The organism is Streptomyces sp. NBC_01723 (assembly GCF_036246005.1).
Lineage (GTDB): Bacteria > Actinomycetota > Actinomycetes > Streptomycetales > Streptomycetaceae > Streptomyces.
Window position 1 is genome coordinate 1614348 of record NZ_CP109171.1, and the last position, 23764, is coordinate 1638111.

At 72.7% G+C, this 23764-nt stretch carries 24 protein-coding genes; 13 read left to right on the top strand and 11 right to left on the bottom strand.

Going from position 1 to position 23764, the window contains the following annotated elements; genetic code table 11:
- Nucleotides 1-27: 27 nt before the first annotated feature.
- Nucleotides 28-978, bottom strand: a complete 951-nt coding sequence (locus OIE75_RS07695) for a hypothetical protein (protein WP_329470073.1) — start codon at nucleotides 976-978, stop codon at nucleotides 28-30.
- A 254-nt stretch (nucleotides 979-1232) separates the two neighbouring features.
- On the opposite strand from OIE75_RS07695, the gene OIE75_RS07700 reads away from it, so the two are divergent.
- The 6 genes from OIE75_RS07700 to OIE75_RS07725 all read left to right on the top strand — a co-directional run bounded on the left by OIE75_RS07700 (nucleotide 1233) and on the right by OIE75_RS07725 (nucleotide 5799).
- Nucleotides 1233-2126, top strand: coding sequence for a DMT family transporter (locus tag OIE75_RS07700; protein ID WP_307010791.1), 894 nt, complete (start codon nucleotides 1233-1235; stop codon nucleotides 2124-2126).
- Nucleotides 2127-2150: 24 nt separating this feature from the next.
- Nucleotides 2151-2660, top strand: a complete 510-nt coding sequence (locus OIE75_RS07705; protein ID WP_329470074.1) for an NUDIX hydrolase — start codon at nucleotides 2151-2153, stop codon at nucleotides 2658-2660.
- Between the two features lie 92 nt (nucleotides 2661-2752).
- Nucleotides 2753-3145: a YidH family protein gene (locus OIE75_RS07710; RefSeq protein WP_307010795.1), complete on the top strand. Its 393-nt coding sequence runs from the start codon at nucleotides 2753-2755 to the stop codon at nucleotides 3143-3145.
- 3 nt (nucleotides 3146-3148) lie between these two features.
- Entirely contained in the window at nucleotides 3149-3460 is a 312-nt protein-coding gene (locus OIE75_RS07715) for a DUF202 domain-containing protein (RefSeq protein WP_122617351.1), read from the top strand.
- A gap of 92 nt (nucleotides 3461-3552) precedes the next feature.
- A complete protein-coding gene (locus tag OIE75_RS07720) occupies nucleotides 3553-4578 on the top strand; it encodes a phosphotransferase family protein (protein ID WP_307010797.1) in 1026 nt (341 codons plus the stop codon).
- A gap of 6 nt (nucleotides 4579-4584) precedes the next feature.
- The gene (locus OIE75_RS07725; RefSeq protein WP_329470076.1) at nucleotides 4585-5799 is read left to right on the top strand and encodes an acyl-CoA dehydrogenase; all 1215 of its coding nucleotides are present in this window, start codon (nucleotides 4585-4587) and stop codon (nucleotides 5797-5799) included.
- A gap of 50 nt (nucleotides 5800-5849) precedes the next feature.
- On the opposite strand, the gene OIE75_RS07730 is transcribed toward OIE75_RS07725, so the two are convergent.
- Genes OIE75_RS07730 through OIE75_RS07740 form a run of 3 tightly spaced genes read right to left on the bottom strand, consistent with a single transcriptional unit; the run spans nucleotide 5850 to nucleotide 8916 of the window.
- Nucleotides 5850-6443, bottom strand: coding sequence for a TetR/AcrR family transcriptional regulator (locus OIE75_RS07730; protein ID WP_122617354.1), 594 nt, complete (start codon nucleotides 6441-6443; stop codon nucleotides 5850-5852).
- A gap of 35 nt (nucleotides 6444-6478) precedes the next feature.
- The gene (locus OIE75_RS07735) at nucleotides 6479-8149 is read right to left on the bottom strand and encodes a class I adenylate-forming enzyme family protein (RefSeq protein WP_329470078.1); all 1671 of its coding nucleotides are present in this window, start codon (nucleotides 8147-8149) and stop codon (nucleotides 6479-6481) included.
- On the bottom strand, nucleotides 8146-8916 hold the full coding sequence (locus OIE75_RS07740) for an SDR family oxidoreductase (RefSeq protein WP_329473949.1): 771 nt from the start codon (nucleotides 8914-8916) through the stop codon (nucleotides 8146-8148). The genes OIE75_RS07735 and OIE75_RS07740 overlap by 4 nt, the downstream gene beginning before the upstream one ends.
- A 172-nt stretch (nucleotides 8917-9088) precedes the next feature.
- On the opposite strand from OIE75_RS07740, the gene OIE75_RS07745 reads away from it, so the two are divergent.
- Nucleotides 9089-10345, top strand: a complete 1257-nt coding sequence (locus OIE75_RS07745) for an exo-beta-N-acetylmuramidase NamZ family protein (protein ID WP_329470079.1) — start codon at nucleotides 9089-9091, stop codon at nucleotides 10343-10345.
- 16 nt (nucleotides 10346-10361) lie between these two features.
- Here the strand turns inward: OIE75_RS07745 and OIE75_RS07750 are convergent, their stop codons facing one another.
- A complete protein-coding gene (locus OIE75_RS07750) occupies nucleotides 10362-13169 on the bottom strand; it encodes a penicillin acylase family protein (protein WP_329470080.1) in 2808 nt (935 codons plus the stop codon).
- A gap of 222 nt (nucleotides 13170-13391) precedes the next feature.
- On the opposite strand from OIE75_RS07750, the gene OIE75_RS07755 reads away from it, so the two are divergent.
- A complete protein-coding gene (locus OIE75_RS07755; RefSeq protein ID WP_234960815.1) occupies nucleotides 13392-13997 on the top strand; it encodes a hypothetical protein in 606 nt (201 codons plus the stop codon).
- A gap of 90 nt (nucleotides 13998-14087) precedes the next feature.
- A complete protein-coding gene (locus OIE75_RS07760) occupies nucleotides 14088-14825 on the top strand; it encodes a 3-keto-5-aminohexanoate cleavage protein (protein ID WP_329470081.1) in 738 nt (245 codons plus the stop codon).
- Nucleotides 14826-15203: 378 nt separating this feature from the next.
- On the opposite strand, the gene soxR is transcribed toward OIE75_RS07760, so the two are convergent.
- Nucleotides 15204-15713 (bottom strand): redox-sensitive transcriptional activator SoxR, encoded by a 510-nt coding sequence (soxR, locus tag OIE75_RS07765; protein WP_307010808.1) that lies wholly within the window; start codon nucleotides 15711-15713, stop codon nucleotides 15204-15206.
- A gap of 112 nt (nucleotides 15714-15825) precedes the next feature.
- On the opposite strand from soxR, the gene OIE75_RS07770 reads away from it, so the two are divergent.
- Complete coding sequence (locus OIE75_RS07770; RefSeq protein WP_329470083.1) at nucleotides 15826-16287, top strand: MaoC family dehydratase; 462 nt, start codon at nucleotides 15826-15828, stop codon at nucleotides 16285-16287.
- Here OIE75_RS07770 and OIE75_RS07775 read toward each other — a convergent pair.
- The 3 genes from OIE75_RS07775 to OIE75_RS07785 form a co-directional block, all read right to left on the bottom strand.
- Complete coding sequence (locus OIE75_RS07775; RefSeq protein ID WP_329470084.1) at nucleotides 16275-16931, bottom strand: TetR/AcrR family transcriptional regulator; 657 nt, start codon at nucleotides 16929-16931, stop codon at nucleotides 16275-16277. The two genes, OIE75_RS07770 and OIE75_RS07775, sit on opposite strands and share 13 nt — an antisense overlap.
- Nucleotides 16932-16991: 60 nt before the next feature.
- A complete protein-coding gene (locus OIE75_RS07780; protein ID WP_125495536.1) occupies nucleotides 16992-17306 on the bottom strand; it encodes a YiaA/YiaB family inner membrane protein in 315 nt (104 codons plus the stop codon).
- 77 nt (nucleotides 17307-17383) lie between these two features.
- Entirely contained in the window at nucleotides 17384-18535 is a 1152-nt protein-coding gene (locus tag OIE75_RS07785; RefSeq protein ID WP_329470088.1) for an acyl-CoA dehydrogenase family protein, read from the bottom strand.
- Between the two features lie 89 nt (nucleotides 18536-18624).
- Here OIE75_RS07785 and OIE75_RS07790 point away from each other — a divergent pair, with 89 nt between their 5' ends.
- The 3 genes from OIE75_RS07790 to OIE75_RS07800 all read left to right on the top strand — a co-directional run bounded on the left by OIE75_RS07790 (nucleotide 18625) and on the right by OIE75_RS07800 (nucleotide 21065).
- Nucleotides 18625-19266: a TetR/AcrR family transcriptional regulator gene (locus OIE75_RS07790; RefSeq protein WP_307010816.1), complete on the top strand. Its 642-nt coding sequence runs from the start codon at nucleotides 18625-18627 to the stop codon at nucleotides 19264-19266.
- 46 nt (nucleotides 19267-19312) lie between these two features.
- Entirely contained in the window at nucleotides 19313-20026 is a 714-nt protein-coding gene (locus OIE75_RS07795) for an ArsR/SmtB family transcription factor (RefSeq protein WP_307010818.1), read from the top strand.
- Nucleotides 20027-20096: 70 nt separating this feature from the next.
- Nucleotides 20097-21065 (top strand): DMT family transporter, encoded by a 969-nt coding sequence (locus tag OIE75_RS07800; protein WP_329470089.1) that lies wholly within the window; start codon nucleotides 20097-20099, stop codon nucleotides 21063-21065.
- Here the strand turns inward: OIE75_RS07800 and OIE75_RS07805 are convergent.
- Both OIE75_RS07805 and OIE75_RS07810 read right to left on the bottom strand, forming a co-directional pair.
- Nucleotides 21057-22382, bottom strand: coding sequence for an MFS transporter (locus OIE75_RS07805; RefSeq protein ID WP_329470091.1), 1326 nt, complete (start codon nucleotides 22380-22382; stop codon nucleotides 21057-21059). The genes OIE75_RS07800 and OIE75_RS07805 overlap by 9 nt on opposite strands.
- A gap of 273 nt (nucleotides 22383-22655) precedes the next feature.
- Nucleotides 22656-23753 carry a Zn-dependent alcohol dehydrogenase gene (locus OIE75_RS07810; RefSeq protein WP_329470092.1) on the bottom strand — a complete coding sequence of 366 codons (1098 nt, stop codon included), beginning with the start codon at nucleotides 23751-23753 and terminating at the stop codon, nucleotides 22656-22658.
- Nucleotides 23754-23764: the final 11 nt, after the last annotated feature.

Genomic DNA, 23764 nt, shown 5'->3' on the forward strand with positions numbered 1-23764 from the left:
CGTCCTTCTCTCGTCTGCGGGGGATGGTCAGGCCGTACCGAGCGCGCTCGCGCGGGCCGCGCGGAAGGCGGGTAACGGGTCGCGGTCGGGATACGACCAGGGGGCGGGCGTGACGTGCTCGCCGATGCGGTGGAACAGGGCGGCGGCCTCGGCGCCCCGGCCCTCGCAGCACTTCGCGTGGGCGAGGAAGTTGAGGTCGATCAGCCGGCGCGGATGGCCGTCCTGCTCCCACTCGAGCCACCAGTCGAAGGCCGCCTTCATCACCAGGCGGGCGCGGCGCCCCGCCCAGTGGCCGGCGGTGTTCGGGCCGGTGGGCTCGTGCCCGGCGACGGCGAGCACGCGGTAGCGCTCGGCGTGCGCGACGACCGGGAGGATGGCCAGCGGAGAGTCGGCGGGGGCCTGCTCGGCGGCCCAGTTGGCGAAGTCGTACACCTCGTGCAGCGGGTCCGGACCGCCGTCGCCGCCGCGCTCGGCGAGCCGGGCGACCATCAGGTGGTGGGCGTGGTGGTGGTCGGCGTAGCGCACCCGGACCTCGTCGAAGACCCGGACGACATCCTCCTCGGCGCCCAGCGAGCGCTCCAGCATGAGGAGCCCGAGCCAGGGCGTGGGGTCGCCCGGCACCAGCGCGGCGGCGTCCCGGCAGGCGTCCCGGGCCCGGGCGGCCTTCTCCTTGCCCCGCAGGGCGCGATGGACCAGGGCGAGGGCGAGCAGCACCGACGCGTCGGCGGAGTCGGGTTCGGCGAGCAGCCACTCGCGGGCCCAGGGGGCACAGCAGGGCTCCTTGGCGAGGACGGCCACCCGATGTCCCCGGCGGTCCCAGTCGTCACCCGTGTGGACCAGCAGGGACCGGACGGACTGCCAGCGCCCCTGGGTCAACGCCGCCCGGGCGGTGACGAGTTCGGCGTCGTCGAGGGCCTCGTCGAACGCCTGGGCCGCGCGTCTGCGGCCGCGGCCGAGGGGAGGCGGGGGTGGGGACACCGCGGGAAACTTCCTCACGCGACGCGGGGGGTCGTCGTAGCCGGACTGCCATGAACTGATCACGCACAGCAAACCGGCCGCCAAGGCTTGACGTCAAGAGGAATCCATTCGTTACACGCGTCAACTCAGTTGCGGACAAGGCGACTTGACCGGGCCCCACCCCGAATGCCGCACTCGCCCGGCGACCGGCTGCCGCCGACACTAGAGTCGGCCTCGACGCACCCGTGACCCGACTGACGATCGAGGTACGCAGCGTGTCGGTTCTGGTTCTGGTTCTCGCCGTGAGCGCCGCGTGCTGCCTGGGCTTCGGTTTCGTCCTCCAGCAGAACGCCGCGCAGCGCGCTCCGCTGGGCGACTTCCTCTCACCCCGCCTGCTGCTCGACCTGGTCCGGGTACCTCGCTGGCTGGCGGGCATGGGGCTGATGGCGGCCGGCATGGTGCTGGGCGCGATCGCACTGGGCGGCGGCGAACTCACCCTCGTCGAACCCCTCCTGGCGACCAACCTCCTCTTCGCCCTCGCGCTGTCCCGCCTCCAGACCCGGCAGCCGCTGGGCCCGCAGGGCTGGGCCGGCCTGGCGCTGCTCGCGGGCGGGGTGACGGCGTTCATCCTGGCGGGCGAGCCGCGCGGCGGCAGCGCGGTGAGCGACCCGCTGCGGCACTGGCTGATCATCGGCGCGATGCTGGGCGTGGCCCTCGTGCTCACGGCGTGCGCCGGACGCTTCCGGCTGACCTGGGGCCCGACGCTGCTGGCCCTGGCCGCCGGGCTGCTCTACGGGGTGCAGGACGCGCTGACCCGGGTCAGCGGACGCCGCTTCTCCGCGGGCGGCCTCGCGGAACTGCTGACGGGCTGGCAGCCGTACGTGGTCGTGGTTCTCGGCGTCACCGGCCTGGTCCTGGTCCAGAGCGCCTTCGAGACGGCGCCGCTGCGCAGGTCGCTCCCCGCGCTGACCGCCGCCCAGCCGCTCGCGGGCATCGCCTGCGGGGTCGGCTTCCTCGGCGACCGCCTGCGCACCGACACCGCGGCGCTGGCGTGGGAGGCGGGCGGCCTCGCGTCGGTGGTGGCCGGCATCGTGCTGCTGGGCATGCACCCGGCGATGCCGCAGGGGACGGGCGAGAGCGGGCGCGAACGGGCTCTGCAGCGGCGCTGACCCGCCGCTGCTTGGATGGTCGGCATGAGCGCTGCTGACGAGATCCTCGACATCGTCGACGAGACCGACCACGTCGTCGGACAGGCCCGGCGGGGCGACGCGTACGCACGTGGGCTGCGCCATCGCTGCGTGTTCGTGTGGGCCAGGGACGCGGAGGACCGGGTCTTCGTCCACCGCCGCACGGCGACGAAGCTGGTGTTCCCCTCCCAGTACGACATGTTCGTCGGCGGGGTGGTGGGCGCGGGCGAGTCCTACGACGACGCGGCGCTGCGGGAGGCGGAGGAGGAACTGGGGGTCACCGGGCTGCCGCGCCCGGCGTTCCTCTTCAAGTTCCTGTACGACGACGGCGCCGGGCGGACCTGGTGGTCGGCGGTGTACGAGGTGCGCTGCGAGGGCCCGGTCTCCCCGCAGGTGGAGGAGGTGGCGTGGCACGGGTTCCTGCCGGAAGCGGAGCTGGAACGACGGCTCGCGGAGTGGGAGTGGGTGCCGGACGGTTTGTCGGCGTACGCGCGGCTGCGGGCTTGGCGGCGGTGACGCGACAGGGTGCGGGGGCGCGGTGCGGGGGTGGGTGGGTGACGCGGGCCGCCGCCGGCCGCCGCGGGCATCCGGCCCGATAGGGTCCCCACGTGATCGAATTCGTGCGGAACGCCCGGCTCTGGTTCGCGCCCGAGGAGGTCAAGCGAGAGGGCCGTACGCCCGACTACCGCTTCTCGCTCGCGAACGAGCGCACCTTCCTGGCCTGGCTGCGCACCGCCATGGCCCTGATCGGCGGCGGTTTCGCGGTGGACCAGTTCCTGCCCGACCTCCGCTGGGGCTGGCGCGTCGGCCTCGCGCTCGCGCTGCTCGCCTCCGGTGTGCTGTGCTCGCTGCGCGCCGTGAACCACTGGGTGCGCTGCGAACGCGCCATGCGCCGCGGCGAGGACCTCCCCGCCTCCCGCTTCCCGGCCCTGCTCAGCCTGGTCGTCGCGGTCGTCGCCGTGGCCATGGTCGTCGTGGTCCTCGTCGGCTGGGAGAGCTGACCGGTGAGCACGGACCGCGACCCCGGGCTCCAGCCCGAGCGCACCCGGCTGGCCTGGCGCCGCACCACCCTCTCCGGCACCGTCGTCGCCGTGCTCGCCGCGAAGACCGCGCTGCACGGCGGCGCGACACCCTCGTCCGTCCTGGCCGCCACCCTGTGCTGCGCCCTGTGGCTGGCCTTCCTTGGCATCGCCCACGGCCGCATCACCACCCTCGCCTCGACGAACCGCCCCCGGGCCCTCACGCCACCGCACGCGACGGCGGCAGCCCTGTGCACGGTCGCCATCGCCGTCTGCGGCGCGCTCCTCGTCCTCTGAGGCACCGATCACGTTCCGCCCGCCCACTGGACGGCATACCGACCGGTCGGCATCATGAGATGCGTACTGTTCACCTGCCGCAGGGAGCGACGATGACCCCCGACCACCCGCCCGGACTCGATCTCGACCGGTTGCGCGAGCTGCTCGACCGCGAGCGGCCCGGCCTGGTGACCGGCCCGCTGTCCGGCCGGCTGATCGAGGGCGGACGCTCGAACCTCACCTACGCCGTCACGGACGGCACCGCCCGCTGGGTCGTCAGACGCCCCCCGCTCGGCCACGTCCTCGCCACCGCGCACGACATGAAGCGCGAGCACCGCGTCATCAGCGCCCTGCACCCCACGAACGTACCGGTCCCCCGCCCCCTGCTCCTCTGCGAGGACGAGGACGTCGTCGGGGCGCCCTTCTACGTCATGGAGTTCGTCGAGGGCACCCCGTACCGCACCGCCGACCAGCTCGCCCCCCTCGGCCCCGAGCGCACCCGCGCCGCCGTGCTGAACCTCGTCGACACCCTCGTCGAGCTGCACGCGGTGGACCCCGCCGAGGTCGGCCTCGGGGACTTCGGCCGCCCGGAGGGGTTCCTGGACCGCCAGCTCCGCCGCTGGGCCAAGCAGCTCGACGCCTCGCGCAACCGCGACCTGACCGGCATCGACGAACTGCACGCCACGCTCGGACGGGAACTCCCCCGCTCCCCCGCCCCGACGGTCGTCCACGGCGACTACCGCCTGGACAACGTCCTGATCGGCGGCGAGAACGACGAGATCAACGCGATCCTCGACTGGGAGATGTCGACCCTCGGCGACCCGCTCACCGACCTCGGCCTGCTGGTGATGTACAGCAGCCCGCTCGGCATGCCGGACTCCCCCGTCTCCACCACGGCCCAGGCCCCCGGCCACCCCGCCCCCGCCGAGCTGGTCCAGCGGTACGCCGACCGCTCGGGCCGCGACGTGGGCGCCGTCGCCTGGTACACGGCGTTCGCGTGGTTCAAGCTCGCCGTGATCCTGGAGGGCATCCACTACCGCTACACGCTGGGCCGCACGGTCGGCCCCGGCTTCGACCGCATCGGCGACCTCGTCCCCGTATTCATCGAGCACGGCCTGACCACCCTTCAGAAGGGCTGACCCGCCATGGACTTCGCGTACGACGCACGCACCGAGGAACTCCGCGCCAGGCTGCTCGCCTTCTTGGACGAGCACGTCCACCCCGCCGAGCAGGTCGCCCACGAGCAGCGCGCCCGCCTCGCTTCCCCCTGGGACACCCCGCAGGTCGTGGAGGACCTGAAGGCCGAGGCCCGCCGCCAGGGGCTGTGGAACCTCTTCCTCCCCGACGCCGAGTACGGCGCGGGCCTGACCAACCTCCAGTACGCCCCGCTCGCCGAGATCACCGGCCGCAGCCCGCAGCTGGCGCCCACGGCGACGAACTGCGCGGCCCCGGACACCGGGAACATGGAGGTGCTGGCCCAGTTCGCCGACGAGGCGCAGAAGAAGCAGTGGCTCCAGCCCCTGCTGGCCGGCGAGATCCGTTCCGCGTTCGCGATGACCGAGCCGGACGTGGCCTCCTCGGACGCCACGAACATCACCACGCACATCGAGCGGGACGGCGACGAGTACGTCATCACGGGCCGCAAGTGGTACATCTCCGGGGCGATGAACCCGGACTGCCAGATCTTCATCGTGATGGGCAAGACCGACCCGGACGGCGCGGACATCCGCCGCCAGCAGTCCATGGTCCTGGTCCCGCGCGACACGCCCGGGGTGACCGTCGACCGCGCCATGCAGGTCTTCGGCTACGAGGACCACTACCACGGCGGCCACGCCGAGGTGACCTTCGACCACGCGCGCGTGCCGGTGTCGAACCTGATCGGTGAGGAGGGCGGCGGCTTCGCCATCGCCCAGGCCCGCCTCGGTCCCGGCCGCATCCACCACTGCATGCGGCTCATCGGGATGGCCGAGCGCGCGATCGAGCTGATGTGCCGCCGCGCGGTGTCCCGCGAGGCGTTCGGCAAGGCGCTGGCCCAGCAGGGCGTGGTCCACAACTGGATCGCCGACGCCCGGGTCACCGTCGAGCAGTTGCGGCTGCTGGTGCTGAAGACCGCCTGGCTGATGGACACCGTCGGCAACCGGGGCGCGCACACCGAGATCCAGGCCATCAAGATCGCCACGCCGCGCGCGGTGGTCGACATCATCGACCGGGCCATCCAGTTGCACGGCGCGGGCGGCGTGAGCCAGGACTTCCCGCTGGCGGAGCTGTACGCGGGCGCCAGGACGCTGATGATCGCCGACGGGCCGGACGAGGTGCACCAGCGCTCGCTGGCCCGCCGGGAGATCAAGAAGTACCTCTGAACGAGGCCGACCGGGCGAGGTGACGGCCCCCGGAACCCGGGGCCGTCACCTCACGGGCGCAGTGCCCGCAGCAGCAGGTCCGCGAGGTGGTCGGCGACCTCCTGCGGGCCCAGCGGGCCGTCGGGGCGGTACCAGGTGGACAGGTGGTGGACGGAACCGAAGTGGTAGTCCACCACCAGGTCCGCCGGGGTCTCCTTGGTGAAGACCCCGGCCCGCTGGCCCTCCTCGATGAGCGCGCGGAAGCGCTCGTGGTAGCGGCGCCGCTCGGCCCGCACCTGCTTGTTCTTCTCGGGGCTCAGCTGGTGCATGGAGCGGAAGAAGATCGACGCGTCGTCGAGGTTGTCGATGGTGGTGACGACGACGTCGGCCGCCGCTTCCCGCACCCGCTTCTCGACCGGCTCGTCGGATTCCGCGAAGGCGTCGAGGCGCTCCTGCTGGAGGCGCAGCACGCGCGCGTAGACCTCGTGCAGGAGGTCGTCCTTGGAACCGAAGTAGTGGTACAGCGCTCCCTTGGTGACGCCCGCCGCCTCCACGATCTCCTGTACCGAGGTGCGGTCGTAGCCCTGCTCCGCGAAGAGCCGGGTGGCGGCGGCCAGGAGCCGCTGCGGCACCGGAGTGCCGTCCCCGTCCGTGGTCCTGGGCACTGCCGTCACCTGCCTTTCCGTTCAACTGTCCGTCTTCACTGTCCGTCGTCGTGCTTACGGGAACGCAGTTCCCGACGGAGGATCTTCCCACTCGCCGTCTTCGGCAGGTCGGGCAGGATCTCCACCTGACGCGGGTATTTGTAGGCGGCCAGTCTCTCCTCGCAATAGGCGGCGAGTGCGTCCGGGGCCGTGTCGGCACCCGGACGGAGGCTGATGTACGCCTTGACCGTCTCTCCCCGGTACCCGTCGGGCACGCCGACGACGGCGGCCTCGCGCACCGCCGGATGGGTGTAGAGCACGTCCTCGACCTCACGCGGCCAGACCTTGAACCCGGAGGCGTTGATCATGTCCTTCTTGCGGTCGACGACGTAGAGCCACCCCTGAGCGTCCATGAAGCCGATGTCACCGGTGCGCAGCTCGCCGCCGGGGAAGGTCTCGGCGGTGGCGTCCGGGCGCCGCCAGTAGCCGGGGACGACCTGCGGCCCGCCGACGACGATCTCGCCCTGCTCCCCGAGGGGCACCTCGGCGCCCAGCTCGTCGACGATGCGGACGACGGTCTCGGGGCCCGGCACGCCGACCGCGAGGGTCCCGGAGGCGGGGTCCACCGGGGCCTCCAGGTGCGGCGGGACCGAGGCGCACGGCGCGGTGCACTCGGTGAGTCCGTAGCCGTTGCGGATGTACGGCCCGAAGCCCGCGCGGAACTTCTCCACCAGGGCCGGCGGCAGCGGGGCACCGCCGGAGGAGATGTTGACGAAGGAGGCGAAGTGCTCGCGGGTGACGGACGGCTGGGCGGCCAGCGCCATGAAGGCGGTGGACGGGCCGACCGTGTAGTGCGGGCGGTGCTCGGCGAACGCGTCCAGCACGACGCCCGGCTCGAAGCGGTACGCCAGCACCAGCGTGCCCGCGCTGTTCAGACAGGCGCCGAACTCGCAGACCATGCCGGTGATGTGGAACAGCGGCGCCAGCGCGAAGTAGACCGGCGCGTCGGGCAGGCCGAGCCCGGTGCGCTGGCGCTCCGCGTTGTACATGATGTTGCGGTGGGTGTTGGTGGCGCCCTTGGGGGTGCCGCTGGTGCCCGAGGTGTAGCTGATGAGCGCGGTGCCGTCCGGCGCCGGGTCGCGTCCCTCGGGCGCCGGGTGGCCGGCGCGGGCCGCGGCCGTGAGGTCGTCGGCGTCGTCGGTGTCCGGCAGCCGCTCGAAGGTCAGCACGCGCGCGTCCCCGCGGGTCTGGAAGTCCAGCTCGCACCCCGTGAGCACGATCCGCACCGGCGAGCCGGACGCCGTGTCGCGCAGGTACGACTCCCAGGCCCGGTCGGAGCAGACCAGCGCGGACACCTCGGCGTCCCGCAGGACGTGGCCGACCTCCCCCGACTTGTACATCGGGTTGACCGGCACCACGATGGCGCCCGCCTTCCAGGCGCCCAGGACGGCGAGCACGAAGTGCGGGGAGTTCTGCAGCACGACCGCGGCCCGGTCGCCGCGTTCCAGACCGCGCGCGGCGAGGTGCCCGGCGACGGAGTCGCTCAGCCGGTCCACCTCGCGGTAGGTGAGGCGGCCGTCGAAGTAGGCGAGGAAGACGCGGTCGGGAGTCTCGGCGGCGACCCTGCGCAGGGCGTGCACCAGGGAGGCGTCGGGGTCGAGCGGTGCCTTCTGGGCATCGGTGAGCAGGCCGAGCCAGGGCTTGGCCGCGTAGGGGGAGCCGGTCATCGGGCGTTCCCCTCCTCCCACTGCCGCTGGAGCCGGTTCATGCCGTGCAGCCAGCGGTCGGGTTCGGCGGCGCGGGCCTGGTAGTACTCGGCGACCTCCGGGTGCGGCAGGATCAGGAAGCGGTCCTCCTCGATGCCCTTGAAGAGGGCGTCGGCCACGTCCTGCGGCTCGATCGCGGTGGGCTGGAGCACCAGTTCGCCCGCGCTGCCGCTCGCGGTGAGCATGTCGGTGCGCACGCCCTGCGGGCAGATGGCGTGGACCTTGATCCCGCGGTGGCGGTACGTCAGGGACAGCCACTCGGCGAAGGCGTAGGCGCCGTGCTTGGTGACGCTGTAGGGGGCGGCGCCGATCATGGTGAGCAGTCCGGCGGCCGACACGGTGGAGACGAAACGGCCACTGCCGCGCTCCAGCCAGTCCGGGATCAGTTCGTGGGCCGCGCGGACGTGGGCCATCACGTTGACGTCCCAGGCGAGCGCCCAGACGGCCTCCTCGGCCGCCTCGGTCCCTCCGGAGCCGACGCCCGCGTTGGCGCAGTACACGTCGACCGTGCCACCCAGCGCCGCACGGGCCTCGCCGACGATCGCGGAGGCGTCACCGGGCACCGCGATCCCGCCGATCTCGTCGGCCACGGCCCTGGCCCGGTCGGCGTCAAGGTCGTTGACGACGACGCGGGCGCCCTCGGCGGCGAAGCGGCGGGCCAGCGCGGCCCCGATGCCGCCTCCAGCCCCGGTGACGACGACTCCGGCATCCTGCACGGCTTCCACGATCGGTCTCCTTCGACGCGGCTCGGGCACTGCTGACTCCCCGTTGCAGCGTCAGACTAACCAGTCGGTATGTACGACGGAAGGGGCTCAGCGCGGTCTACTCCATTCCGTGCGACCCACGGTGCGGGTTAGCGTGCGTGCACATGACACCCGCCGCGATCACGGAGGTCACCGCATGACGCTGTCCAGACGGAATCTGCTCGCCACGACGGCCGCGGCGGCGGCCGGAACCACGGCGGCGGCCGCCGGCCCGGCCCAGGCGGCCCCCGGGGGCCACGGCGGCCGCCGGCTGCGCACCGGCTTCGAGCGCCTCGCCGACGACGGCTACGCCGTGCTCGACGGCCAGAAGGCCGGCGTGGTCACCAATCCGACCGGCATCACCCGGGACGTCCGCCACATCGTCGACGTCATGCACGCCGACGACCGGGTGAACCTCACCGCCGTGTTCGGCCCCGAGCACGGATTCCGCGGTACCGCGCAGGCGGGCGGCTCCGAGGGCCGCTACGACGACCCGGCGACCGGGCTGCCGGTCTACGACACGTACCTCAAGAGCGGGCAGCCGCTCGCGGACGTCTTCACGGCGTCCGGCGTGGACACCGTCGTCTTCGACATCCAGGACGCCGGGGCGCGCTTCTACACGTACATCTGGACGCTGTTCGACTGCATGGAGGCCGCGAGGCTGGCGGGGAAACGGTTCGTCGTACTGGACCGGCCCAACCCGGTGACGGGGCGGGCGGCCCTCGGCCCGGTCCTGCACGAGGAGTTCGCCACCTTCGTCGGCCGTCAGCCGATCTCCCAGGCGCACGGCATGACGGTCGCCGAGCTGGCGCACCTCTTCAACCACGAGTTCCTGCCGTCGCCGGTGCCGCTGGAGACGGTGACGATGACGGGCTGGAGGCGCTCGGAGTTCTACGACGCCTCGGGGCTGCCGTGGGTGCCGCCGAGCCCGAACATGCCGACGCCGGAGACGGCCCTGGTCTACTCGGGCACCTGCCTGTTCGAGGGCACGAACCTGTCCGAGGGGCGCGGCACCACCCGTCCGTTCGAACTGCTCGGCGCCGAGGGGATCGACGGCGGCTGGGCCGCCGCCGTCAACGAACTGGACCTGCCCGGCGTGCGCTTCCGGGAGGCGTACTTCGCGCCGACCTTCTCCAAGTTCCAGGGGAAGACCGTCGGGGGCGTCCAGCTGCACGTGCACGACCGGGAGGCCTTCGACCCGGTGCGCACCGGAATCGCCCTCCTGGTGACCGCCAAGCGGACCTGGGACGGTTTCGCCTGGCGGCCGGACAACTGGATCGACAAGCTCACCGGGTCCACGCAGGTGCGCACGATGATCGACGCTGGCGCGGACACCGACGAGGTGGTGGACGGCTGGCAGCGGGAACTGGCGGCGTTCCGCAGGACCCGCCGCCAGTACCTGATCTACCGCTGAGCCGGTGACCGGCCGGTCACCGGTGGGACGTGAACTCCACGATCTGCTGGTACGTCGGCCGGTTCTGCCAGCTGATCCCTCCGTGTTTGATGCCGCCCAGGGTGCGGTGGACGACCGAGTCGGCGCACCACTGGTCGCCCGCCGAGCAGTGGTCGTCACCCGGGTAGACCTGGGCGGCCGTGCGGCCCGAGGCCTCCTTCAGGGTGGCGACCAGGGTGTCCCGGCAGGCGGCGAGGTCGCCGCCGCCGCAGTACTCCCGCGCGAGCGGTCCCCGGACGGACTCGCCGAGCACCGCCCTGACGTCCTTGTCGACAAAGCTCCACCAGCCGTACTGGAAGGCGCTGCCGGCGTGGGCGCCGGTGGGGCCGTGGGCGGCGGACGGGGACTCGTCGACGGGCAGATTGGCGGCGAAGGCGGTGTACAGGTCGCTGCCGAGGCCGGGTTCGAACTCGGCCTTCACCAGGAGCGGCCACCAGGCGTCCAGGGTGCGGATCGCGTCGGCGTGGGCGTACTGCTTCGAGCCGGCCGAGGTCTCCGTGCGCAGGCCGCCCGCCGCGCGCCAGGCCTTGAGCCGGTCGACGGCCGTCCGGGCGTCCGGGTCGGTGACCGGCGCGGAGTCGATCACCTTCAGCAGATCGGGCAGCACGTCCTCGGCCCGCAGGTCGGCGAGGCCCGCCTCGGCCATGGCCCGCACCAGTGCGGCCCGGGTGACGCCGCCCTCGGCGACCAGCTTCTTGACGCGGTCGTCGAGAAGGTTGCCGCGGTGGACGGAGCCGTTGCCCCAGGAGGAGGCCGGGTAGTCCTTGGCCTGCTTGTTGTTCCAGGACACGTAGTAGTCCTGGTCGACCGACTGCGGGTGGGCGGCCGCCTCGGTGTACCGGGCGGTGTTGCCGTCCGGGTCCCAGCCCTGCCACTCGTACGGTTGCCGCGCCCAGACCGGGAACTCCGCGTCGACACCGTTCGCCCGGACCGGGTTGTCGCCGCTGTTGTAGTACGCGGTGTGCTCGGAGTCGGCGTAGAACCAGTTGAAGGTGTAGTTGATGTGCTGGACGGCGCTCCGGAAGCGCTCGGGGCTGTCGAGGTAGTCCGGGTCGTTGAGCATCTGGAAGCCGATGATCGAGTCGGCCTCGTGCAGGTAGGAGGAGCGCAGGGTGGTGTAGGCGACCTTCTTGCCGCCGACGGTGGCGCGGTGTTCGACCGGGCCGTACTTGGTGCGCCAGACGCGCATCGTGTAGGAGCCGGCCTTGGTGCCGTCGGCGACGGTCGGCTTCCAGGCGTTCTTGCGCTCGATCTTCTCCATCGCCGTGCAGGTGCCGCGGTAGAGGTAGTGGTAGTCGTCCTGGCAGAGTTCGACGGCGTAGGTGTCGATGATGTCCTGGCCCGAGGTGGTCGCGCTCCACGCGTAGTCCTGGCCGCGGCCGAGTTCGACGTACATGCTCAGGCCCGCGAAGGAGGCGCCGCGGGCGCTCAGGCCCGGGCCCTGGATCTCCTGGAGCATGAGGAGCTGGGGCGCGAAGTAGCCGGTCTGCGGTCCGAAGACGGCGACCGGGTGGCCGCCGGCGGTGTGTTCGCCGCTGACGACGAGGGCGTTGGACATGCCGCGCCGGGCCGACGTCACCGCCGCGTCGGCCGCCTTGGTGGAGGCGCCGGTCGCGTTCGCCGTGGCCGCGCTGCCGGTGCGGTCGTAGATCAGCGGTTCCGCCTCGACCGAGCCGGCGTCGGGCAGGGCGCGGCCCTGCGGGTCGTCGGGCCTCGGCAGATAGGGGAAGCTGCCGTTCTGCTGGGTGAGGACGGCCTCGGGGTCGTTGCGCTGGCGGAAGGACTCCCAGACCTCGGTGCCCTCGGCCACGCCGTACTTCTCCTGAGCGGCGAGCAGGGAGCGCGCGTTGCCGACCTCGCCGCCGCCTCCGGCGCCGAAGAGGGAACCGATGACCGAGGCCAGCGCGATCAGGTCGGTGCGCTTGAAGTGCTCGATGGTGCCGGCGTTGGTGATGGCGTTCTTGTGGCCGGTCAGGACGTACTCGCCGGGGAAGTAGCGGCCGCGGTCGGAGCGGTCGATGTAGGCGTTGATGCCGGCGACGTAGGCGTCCACGTCGGCCAGGGCCAGCTCGCCGCGTTCGCCGGCCTTGGCGGCGGCGCTCTCGATCTGCGCCTCCAGGTCTGCCTCGGTGTACGGGGCGCTGCGCCAGAACTGCTGTTCCAGGCCCTGGTTGGCGGGGGCGCCGCCGGCGAAGGGGGTCAACTGGCCGCGTCCGACGTGCCGGAAGAGGTCCATCAGCCACAGCCGGTCCTGGGCCGCGGCGTAGCCGGCGCCGAACTCGGTGCCGTAGCGGGTGGTGCCGGTGATGTGCGGCACCCCGGTCTTCTTGTCGCGGACGATGGTCACGTCGTCGCGGCCGGCGGGACGGACGGTGGAGGCGACCTGGCCGGCGGGGACGCCGAAGGAGGCGTCGTTGAAGAAGTCGTCGATCTTGTCGTTGGTGAAGGCGGAGTAGCCCGTGGCGAGGTTGGCGTACGGGCCGAGCTGGTCCTCCGCGTGGGCGGGCTGGGTGCCGAATGCCTGGTTGAGGAGGATTTCGGCGAGAGTGGCGTTGCCGTTCTGGCCGGGCGGGAGGATGTCGGAACACTGCCCTCCGCAGTGATCCTGGGCCGTCGCTTCGGCCGTCGTGGCTTCGGCGGATTCCGTGTCGGCGGCCATCGCCGGGGAAAGCGGCGACAGGAGACCGGCGATGAGGGCGCATACGGAGGCGCCCTTCAGGAACCCGTGGAGGCCGCGGGGAGTTCTCAGTCTGTCGAGGGCGTCGCGTGGGGTGCGTCGTGGCATGGCAGCTCCTCCCGACGGGGGTGTGGCGGGACGTTACCGCCGGTATCCCCGAGTTGGAAGATGAACATGCGTCACTTTTTTCCAGTGGGTGGATCGGCTGATGGGGGGCATCGGAAATCGGATGGAGCCGAATCGGTTGTCGATACGTCTATTCGGCGACGTCCGTACGACGACGCCGAAGTGACCCGAGTACAGGTGCAGGTGTGACGGAGGTGCAGGGCGATGGCCGGTTTCCGAAGTCTGGCGAGACAGGTCCGCGATCCACGGTGCGACCTGGCGCTGCGGCGTTATTCGCTGCGCAAGTGCCTTGAACGTTTTGCCCCTTATGGGCACAGGGCTACCTGGGACCATCTCTGCTCCAGGGCAGGGTTCGGTCCCGAGGACCGCTCCCCCGACCCGGTGCGGCTCGTGGCCGCACTGGAGGAGCTGGAGGAGGCGCGTTCCGTGTGGCTGGCCTATGAGGTCGAGTTCGCCGAGCGGCGCAGGAAGGAGAAGCACGACGGGCTGCGCAGGCCGGGCAGCGTGGACGACTGGCACCGGCTGACCTGGGGCGGTTTCGGTGTCGCCTGGTGCGACGACCCCCGGGTGCATCCCGACTGGCCGCTGGCGGAAGTACTGCGCCGGCTGATCTCGGCGCTGGAGCGGGAACCGGGCTCCGTCTGCCCGGTGTGCGACGGGGAACGCCTCGTCTGGACCTACGACCTCGACCACGAACCCTCGACGGGGCCCGTCTGCGCGGAGTGCGGGATCCTCGTACCGCGGCCGGTCCTCACCCCCGACGCGCTCGCGGAGGCCCGGCGGGGGCGACGGCTGCTGATGTCGGCGTAGCCGGACTCGCGGGGGTGTGCCGGGGAGGCCGCACCCCCCGACGACCGGCGGCCGACGGGTGTTGTCAGTGGGGCCCGGCACCATGGGGGGATGGTGCAACTGTGTGCGAACGGGGGCCGGGAGGCCGCCGACGGGGCGGTGGTGCCGCTGTCGCCGGAGGCGCTCGCGGACTCCGTGGCGGGAGCGGTCGCCGCCGGGGCGACGGATGTCCACGTCCACCCGAAGACACCCTGTGGCCGGGACACGTTGTCGCCGCGCGTGCTCGCGGCCACGCTGGAGGCGGTGCGCGCGCGGGTGCCGGGCTCGCTTCAGGTCGGCGTCACGACGGGCGCCTGGGCGGAGCCCGACCCGGCCGCCCGGGTGGCGCGGATACGGAGTTGGACGGTGCTGCCCGACCACGCGTCGGTCAACTGGCACGAGCCGGGCGCCGAGGAGACCGCGGCCGCGCTGCTGGAGCGCGGGGTGGGCGTGGAGGCCGGCATCTGGACGGGCACGGACGGGGCGGCACGCTTCCTGCGCTCACCGCTGGCACCGAGGGTGTTGCGGGTACTGGCCGAAGTCACGGACACCGGCCCGGCGACCGCGCGTGACACCGCACGAGCCCTGCTGTCCACGCTGGGCACGGCCCACGGCCGCCCGATCCTGCTGCACGGCGAGGACGCGGGCACCTGGCCGGTACTCCGCCTCGCCGGCCACCTGGGCCTGCCGACCCGGATCGGCCTGGAGGACACCCTGTTCCTGCCGGACGGCAGCCGTGCCGCCTCCAACGCCGAACTGGTGAGGGCGGGACTGGAGGAGTGGGCCTCGGCACGGCGGGGCGGGGTGTGAACGCCACGCCGGGTCAACGGCGATGGGGCCGGTCCCGCACGTCGACCCGGCGCCTTCGGGGCCACCAAGGCCGGGCCGCTGGACCGCCCCCGCGGCCGGCCACCAGTGGCGCGCGCCGGAACGGGGGTGCCACCGCGCCCGGCCGCCCCGCCGGAACCGCGAGATGACCGTGCGGCCCCGGCGGCGACGGAACGCCCCGGCGCACGCGGGCCGTCGGAGCCCGGGGCGCCGGGACCGGGCGTGCCGCCTCGCACGGCCACCGACGCCAGGACGTCGCCCGCCCTGCCGGGAGGACGAGGTGATCAGCCGGTCCCAGGGCGGCGGAGCGCCGCCCCGAAGCGGGCGTCAGGGCCGGGCGGGGTGTCTGTCGGAGGCGGGTCAGTCGCAGTTCGTCGGGGTCGGGGCGCAGGTCCGGCCGGCCGCGTGCGGGGACTTGCGTTCCACCAGGAGGCGGGAACCCGCTCGGGTTTCTCCGAACGCGTCGTCCGGGTTGGACAGGACGCAGGTGTCGAGGGACAGGCAGCCGCAGCCGATGCAGTCGGTGAGGTGGTCGCGCAACCGGTTGAGCTGCTTGATGCGCTCGTCCAGTTCGGAGCGCCAGGACGCCGAGAGGCGGGCCCAGTCGTCCCGGGTGGGGGTGCGGCCCTCGGGCAGCTCCGAGAGCGCCTCGCGGATCGTGGCGAGGGGGATGCCGACCCGTTGGGCCGCCCGTACGAAGGCGACACGGCGCAGGGCGTCACGGCTGAAGCGGCGCTGGTTGCCCGAGGTACGGCGACTGCTGATCAGGCCCTTGGACTCGTAGAAGTGCAGGGCGGAGACGGCGGCGCCACTGCGCGCGGCGAGCTGGCCGACGGTGAGCTCATGGATCTTCTCGGGAATCTGAGGCACCCCTCGAACCCTACCCACCCGCCCCCTCACCCGTCCGGTCCGTTGACAGGGGCTCCGCGGACGACCATGCTAAGCAGTCGCTTAGAGTCGCGTCACACGGGAGGCCGGGAGCATGGCAGAGCCGAGGATCTTCACATCCGTCGACGAGGTGAAGGCGGCGGTGGGCGAGCAGCTGGGACACACCGACTGGCTGGAGGTCGACCAGAAGCGGATCGACCTGTTCGCCGAGGCCACCGGCGACCACCAGTGGATCCACGTCGACCCGGAGAAGGCCGCCGCGGGCCCCTTCGGCACCACCATCGCGCACGGCTATCTGACCCTGTCGCTGCTCCCGCTCTTCGGTCCGCAGCTGATCAGGGTCGAGGGCGTGAAGATGGGCGTCAACTACGGCACCAACAAGGTCCGCTTCCCCTCCCCCGTCCCGGTCGGCTCGCGCCTGCGTGCCACGGCGACGATCACCGGCGTCGAGGACGTGACGGGCGGGATCCAGGTGTCCGTCGCCTTCACGGTGGAACGCGAGGGCGGCGACAAGCCGGTCTGCGTCGCCGAGTCCGTCTCCCGCTACTGCGTCTGAGCGGACCGGTCGGAGCCGGACGCGCCGGCCCCGACCATCCGCAGTACGAGGTCGGCGTAGAGCGCGCCGACCTCGTCGGGCGTCCGGGCGCCGTTCACGTTGAACCAGCGGGCCACGTCGATGCAGAGCGACAGCACGGCGAGCGTGGTGCCCTTGACGTCCGGCACGTCGAACTCGCCCGTCGCCACGCCGTCGTCGATGATGCCGCGCACCGCGGCGTCGCACTGCCGGCGGAGCGTGAGGATCTCCTCCCGGGCCTCGGGGCCGAGCGCGTCCAGCTCGTACTGCACGACCCGCGCGGTCGTGCGCCGGCCGGCGTGCCAGCGGACGAAGGAGCTCACGGCGTCGGCGAGCCGTTCGGTCGCACTGCCGTCACCCTGGGCCGCGGAGCGCAGGATGGCCACCGCCCGGGTGTGACCGATGCGGCTGATGCGGTGCAGCAGCTCTTCCTTGGTCTTGTAGTGGATGTAGAGCGCGGCCGGGCTCATGCCGGCCCGCCCGGCGATGTCGCGGGTCGTGGTCGCGTGGTACCCGCGTTCGGCGAACGCCTCCACGGCGGCGACCAGGAGCCGCCGGGCCGCGTCAGGCGTGACCTCTTCCCACGGCTCGATGTCGCCGCCCGTCGTCTCGGCCGCCGTACTCATCGCTTGTTCGCCCCTCTCGGTGACAGGAGCACCACCATACCGCCGATACTGAGCGGGCGCTTAGGCGCGCTGCCCGGCGGAGGGGCCGCCGGGCTTGTGGAACGGGTCGTGCTCCACAAGGATCTTGTCCAGCCGCGCCTGGTCCACACGGCTCACGATCTGCCCCACCTCCTGACGGTCCCGGATGATCTTGGCCAGCGTGAAGGCCGAGGTGACGAGGTACAGGACGGCGATGGCCAGGAAGGCACGCACCCAGGCGTCGGCCTGGAGCTGGTAGATGCCGATGGCGGTGGCGGCCATGGCGACCGAGAACGACGCGACGGCCTGCCCGTAGAAGGCCGCCGTGTTCTGCTGCTTGACCGGTGTGTCACTCATGGGCACAAGGATCGGCGGATGCGGTCCGGGCCACATCCGCCGCCGTACTCAGTCGAGGTACTCAGAAACCCCGGCCCTCAGAAGGCCGAAACCCCGGTCAGCGCCCGCCCGATGACCAGTTTCTGGATCTGGCTGGTGCCCTCGTACAGCGTCATCACGCGGGCGTCGCGCAGCAGTTTGCCGGCCGGGTACTCGTCGATGTAGCCGTAGCCGCCGAAGACCTGGAGGGCGTTGTTGGCGGCGCGCACGGCCGCCTCCGAGGCGAACAGCTTGGCCTTGGAGGACTCGACGGTGAAGGGCTGCCCGCGGTCGATCAGGTCGGCGACCCGCCAGGTCAGCAGCCGGGCGGCGTCCACGTCGAGGGCGATGTCGCTGATCAGCTCCTGCACCAGCTGGTGGTGGGCGATGGTCTTCCCGAACTGCTCGCGCTCGCCGGCGTACCGCACGGCCGCGTCCAGCGCGGCCTGGGCGATGCCGACGCAGCCGGCCGCGACCGACATCCGCCCCTTGGCGAGCGCGGACATGGCGACCGAGAAGCCCCTGCCCTCGGGTGCGAGCATCGCGGAGGCCGGGACCCGGACGTCCTCCAGGACCAGTTCGGCGGTGGCCTGGCCGCGCAGCCCGAGCTTGCCGTGGATGGTGCGCCGGGTCAGACCGGGGGTGTCGGTGGGCACCAGGAACGCGGAGACACCCTTGTGGCCCGGGGCGTCGGTGGAGCGGGCGAAGAGCAGGACGACGTCGGCCCAGGTGCCGTTGGTGATGAACATCTTCGTGCCGTTGATGACGTAGTCGTCGCCGTCGCGGACCGCCCGGGTGGCGAGGTTCCCCGCGTCCGAGCCGGTGCCGGGCTCGGTGAGGCCGAAGCAGCCGACGTACGCCCCGGAGGTGAGCCCCGGCAGCCAGCGCCGCTTCTGCTCCTCGTCGCCCCAGGCGGCGATGGTCTTGGCGACCAGGCCGAGGGAGACGGACACGATGCCGCGCACGGAGCTGTCGCCGCGCCCCAGCTCCTCCGTCACCAGGCAGTACGCGAGATGGTCGCCGCCGGAGCCGCCGCACTCCTCGTCGACGGTGAGCCCGAGGAAGCCGACCTCGCCGAGCTTCTTCACGATGGACCGGTCCACCTCCTCGGCGCGGTCCCAGGCGACGACGTGCGGGGCGATCTCGCGCTCCACGAAGTCCCGCGCGAGCCGCCGCACGGCGCTCTGCTCCTCGCTGAGCTCCAGATTCATGCCGAGTCACCCCACAGAAGACGGTCCTTGAACGTCGGACTTTTAAATTAGCACTGCTAGTTTAAAGCCGCAGCCCTACTATGTGCGCCATGGCCCGACCGCGCAAGCCCCTGCTCAGCACCGACCGGATCGTCGAGAAAGCCCGCGCGCTGGTGGACGCGGAGGGCCTCGCGGCCGTCTCCACCCGCCGGCTCGCCGCGGAACTGGGCGTCAGCGGGCCCTCGCTCTACAACCACTTCCGCACCAAGGACGAGATCCTGGAGGCCGTCGCCGACTCGGTGAGCGCGCAGGTGGACCTGTCGATGTTCGAGGACGGCCGGGAGTGGCGGACCGCGCTGCACGACTGGGCCGTCTCCTACCGGGCGGCCCTGCGCGACCACCCCAACATCGTCCCCGTACTGGCGCACGGCCCCGGCCGCCGGCCGGCCGGGCTGCACCTCGCGGACGCCGTCTACGGCGCCATGGTCGCGGCCGGCTGGCCCCCGGCCCAGGCCACCTCCATCGGCGCGCTGATGCGGTACTTCATCATGGGCTCCGCGCTCGGTTCCTTCGCCGGTGGCTTCGTCGACGACGCCGGCGCCTACGACCCCGCCGCCTACCCGCACCTCCAGCAGGCCCACCTCCTGGCCGAGCAGCAGGAGAAGATCGACGAGCGGGCCTTCGAGACCGGGCTGACGGCCCTGCTGGACGGGCTGACGCAGCAGTACGCGCAGGTGGCGCGGGACGCCTGAGGACACTTCGGCGCCCGCCGAACCGTGCGTGGCGCATCCTGGACGCATGACCGAGAGGGACGCCGAGGCGCCCGGCCTCGCGCGGCTGGCCGGGCTGATCGCGGACGAGACGCGCGCCGCCTGTCTGCTGGCGCTGCTGGACGGACGCGCCTGGACCGCCGGTGAGCTGGCCCGGCACGCGGGCGTCGCCGCGTCCACGGTGAGCGAGCACCTGGGCAAGCTCGTCGCGGGCGGGCTGCTCACGGAGGAGCGCCAGGGACGGCACCGGTACGTGCGGCTGGCCGACGAGCGGGTCGCACAGCTGGTCGAGGACCTGGCGGCGCAGGTCGCGCCGCAGGCCGCCGCCCGGCGTCCACGCACCCTGCGGGCGTCGAGCGCCGGGTCGGCGATGGCCCGGGGGCGTACCTGCTACGACCATCTCGCCGGGCGGCTGGGCATCTCGGTGACCGACGCCCTCACCGGGCGCGGACTGCTGCGCCAGGACACCGGTTTCGCGCTCACCGACGCGGGGCTCGGCTGGTTCGACGCGGCCGGGATTCCGCTGACGGCCACGGGCCGCCGTCCGCTGGCGCGGGCCTGCCTCGACTGGACCGAACGCCGTCCGCATCTCGCGGGCGTGGCGGGCGCGGCCCTGTGCAAGCACGCCCTGGACACCGGCTGGTGCGTGCGCATCGGCTCGGAGCGGGCGGTGAAGGTCACACCGGCGGGCGAGGCCGCGCTCTCCGAACTGCTGGGCATCGATCCCGTGGCGCTGCGCTGAGCCGCGCGGCAGCGCCTCCCCGTCCGAAATCCGCGAGACCACGAGACCGTCGCGCCCTAACGTCTGGAGCATGATGAGCACCGCTCGCACGTCCCCCTCCGCCCCCTCCCGCCGCTCGCAGCTGCTCGCGGCCGGCGCGGCCACCGTGACCGTCGTCCTGTGGGCCTCCGCCTTCGTTTCCATCCGCAGCGCCGGCGAGGCCTACTCGCCGGGTGCGCTGGCCCTCGGGCGGCTGCTGTCCGGCGCCGTGGTCCTCGCCCTGATCTGCCTGGTGCGGCGGGAAGGGCTGCCGCCCCGCCCGGCCTGGCGGGGGATCGCGATATCGGGGCTGCTGTGGTTCGGCTTCTACATGGTGGTCCTGAACTGGGGCGAGCAGCAGGTGGACGCCGGTACGGCCGCGCTGGTGGTGAACGTCGGCCCGATCCTCATCGCGCTGCTCGGCGCCCGCCTGCTCGGGGACGCGCTGCCGCCGCGGCTGCTGGCGGGGATGGCGGTGTCGTTCGCCGGTGCGGTGACCGTGGGCCTGTCGATGTCCGGCGAGGGCGGCTCCTCGCTGTTCGGGGTGGTGCTGTGTCTGCTGGCCGCGGTGGCGTACGCGGGCGGGGTGGTCGCGCAGAAGCCCGCGCTGGGGCACGCCAGCGCGCTTCAGGTGACGACGTTCGGCTGCCTGGTCGGTGCGGTGCTCTGCCTGCCGTTCACGGGGCAGCTGGTGCACGAGGCGGCCGACGCGCCCGTCTCGGCGACGCTGAACATGGTGTACCTGGGCGTGTTCCCGACCGCGCTGGCGTTCACGACCTGGGCGTACGCGCTGGCCCGGACGACCGCCGGGCGCATGGGCGCCACGACGTACGCCGTGCCCGCCCTGGTGGTCCTGATGTCGTGGCTGGCGCTCGGTGAGGTGCCGGGGCTGCTCACCCTGGCGGGCGGCGCGCTCTGCCTGGCGGGTGTGGCGGTGTCGCGGTCCCGCAAGCGGGCTCGGGCCGCGACCTTGGACGAGCCGGTGGGGTCGCGGCCCGAGGGCGCTTCGCGGTCAGCGTGAACGCGCCCTGTCGGCCAGCACCTTGATGGACACCAGGGCGATCACCGAGAGGGCGATGATGTAGCCGGACACGGCCATCGAGGTACCCGTCGCCTCCAGGAGCAGCACCATGACGAAGGGCGCGAGCCCGCCCCCGCCGACGGCGGCGATCTGGTAGCCGAGGGAGGCGCCGGTGTAGCGCATCTCCGGCGTGAACAGTTCGGCGAAGAGGGCGGCCTGGGGGCCGTACATGATGCTGAGGAAGCAGCTGGCGACGAAGGTGCCGACCGCCAGCCACACCAGCGAGCCGGTGTCGATGAGCAGGAACAGCGGGACGGCCCACACGGCGATGCCGACCGCGCCGACCGTGTAGACCCTGATGCGGCCGAACTTGTCGGACAGGGCGGCGGCGCCCGGGATCAGCACCAGCTGGGTGAGGCTGACGCAGAGCGAGACGGCGAGCACCGCGCCGTGGTCCATGTCCAGTTCCCGCGTCGTGTAGTCGAGGACGCCGGTGATGAGGATGTAGAACGTCGCGGTGTTCACGGCGAAGGAGCCGCCGGCCAGCAGGACCGTGCCGAGGTGATCCCGCATGATGGTGCGCAGCGGGGAGGTCTGCTCGCCCTGCTCCTTCTCGGCCAGCGCCCGCTCGGCCTCCCGGAACTCCGGGGTCTCCTCGACGCGGGTGTGGATGTACCAGGCGAGCCCCAGGACGAGCAGGCCGACCACGAACGGCACCCGCCAGCCCCAGGACTCGAAGGCCGACTCGGAGGTGAACGCCCCGGCCAGCAGGAAGACGGTGTTGGCCGTGACCACGCCGATGGGGACGCCGAGCTGGACGACGCTGCCGTAGATGCCGCGCTTGCCCTCGGGGGCGTACTCGGTGGCCAGCAGCATCGCACCGCCCCACTGGGCGCCGACGGCCACGCCCTGAACGATGCGGAGCAGGACGAGCAGGACGGGGGCGGCGACGCCGATGGTCTCGTACGTGGGCAGCAGGCCGATGCCGGTGGTGGCCACGCCCATCAGGGTGAGCGCGATGACCAGCATCGGCTTGCGGCCCTTCTTGTCGCCGAGCTGGCCGGCGACGATGCCGCCGATCGGGCGGGCGAGGAAGCCGACCGCGAAGGTGGCGAAGGCGGCCAGAACCCCGGCGGTGGAGCTGCCGGCCGGGAAGTACAGGTCACCCAGGACGAGCGCGGCGGCGATGCCGAAGACGAAGTAGTCGTACCACTCGACGGCCGACGCGAGGGCCGCGGCGGTGGCCACGCGGCGGCGGTTGGGGGCGGCGGCCCGGGCGGTGGCGGCCAGGGGCTGAGCGGAGGGGGTGGTGTCCATACGGGCACGCTCCGGTGAGTGCGGAGGGGAGTGGGGCGTGGGGGAACGCGGGGGAACGCGGGGAAAAGGGCGGGGAGGGGGTGGGGAGGGGACGTTGGGGAAACGTTTCGGGGAACGTACTGACCGGACGGTATGCGGTCAACAGTCGTGCCGGATGTTTGTCGCACCGCGACCGTGGCGCTACGCAGGGACGCGCGACGCGCGCGGGCACGCCGAACGGGGCGCCGGGGCGGGCCCGGCGCCCTCCTGACCGCGTGGCGCGGTGCGGCCGGCCTAGAACACCACCAGCGCCCGGCCGCCCTTGCCCGCCAGCATGTTCTCGAACGCCGCCGGGATGCCGTCCAGCGCGATGCGTTCCGTGACCAGGGCGCCGAGGTCGAGGCGCCCGGCCCGGACGTGTTCCGCGAGGACGGGGAGGTCGCGGGCCGGGTCGGCGTTGCCGTAGACGCAGCCGGACAGGGTGCGGCCCCAGTGGAAAATCTCCAGGGCGTTGAAGGTGACCTGCTGGTCCTTGCCGCCGATGCCGACGACCGTGGTGCGCCCGCCGCGCCGGGTGGATTCCCAGGCGGTGCGGATGGTGGTCGCGCGGCCGACGCACTCGACGGCGACGTCGACGCCCTGCTTGCCGGTGAGGGCGCGGATCTCGCGGGCGGTGGCGTCGGAGGCGATCAGGTAGTCGGTGGCGCCGACCGCGCGGGCCAGCTCCTCCTTCTCCGGGGACACGTCGACGGCGACGATCTTCGACGCGCCCGCGATCCGGGCCGACTGGAGGGCGGCGAGGCCCACTCCCCCGGCGCCGAAGACCGCGACGGTCTCGCCCTCGCGGACCTTCGCCGAGTGGTGGACGGCGCCGTAGCCGGTGAGGACGGCGCAGCCGAGCAGCGCCGCGTCGGTGAGCGGGATGCCGTCCGGGGCGGGCAGCACGCAGCCGGCGTCCACCACCGTCTCCTCGGCGAACGCGGCGACGTTCAGGCCGGGGTGCAGGTCGGTGCCGTCGTCGGCACGGCGGGCGTGCACGTGCGCGGCGCCGGCCAGGGCGTTCGCGCACAGCCAGATCTCGCCGAGCGCGCAGGCGTGGCAGGCGCCGCAGGACGGGGCCCAGTTGAGGACCACGGCGTCGCCGGGCGCTACGTGGGTGACGTCCTCGCCGACGGACAGAACGGTGCCGGCGCCCTCGTGGCCGAGGACCGCGGGGAGCGGCACGCGCATGGTGCCGTTGGACAGGGACAGGTCGGAGTGGCAGACCCCGGCGGCGGCGAGCCGCACCCGCACCCGGCCGGGGCCCGGTGCGGGGAGTTCGATCCCGGTGACCTCCAGCGGGGCGCCTACGGCGGGTACGACGGCGGCACGGACAGCGGAACGGACGGCCATGACGTGGGCAA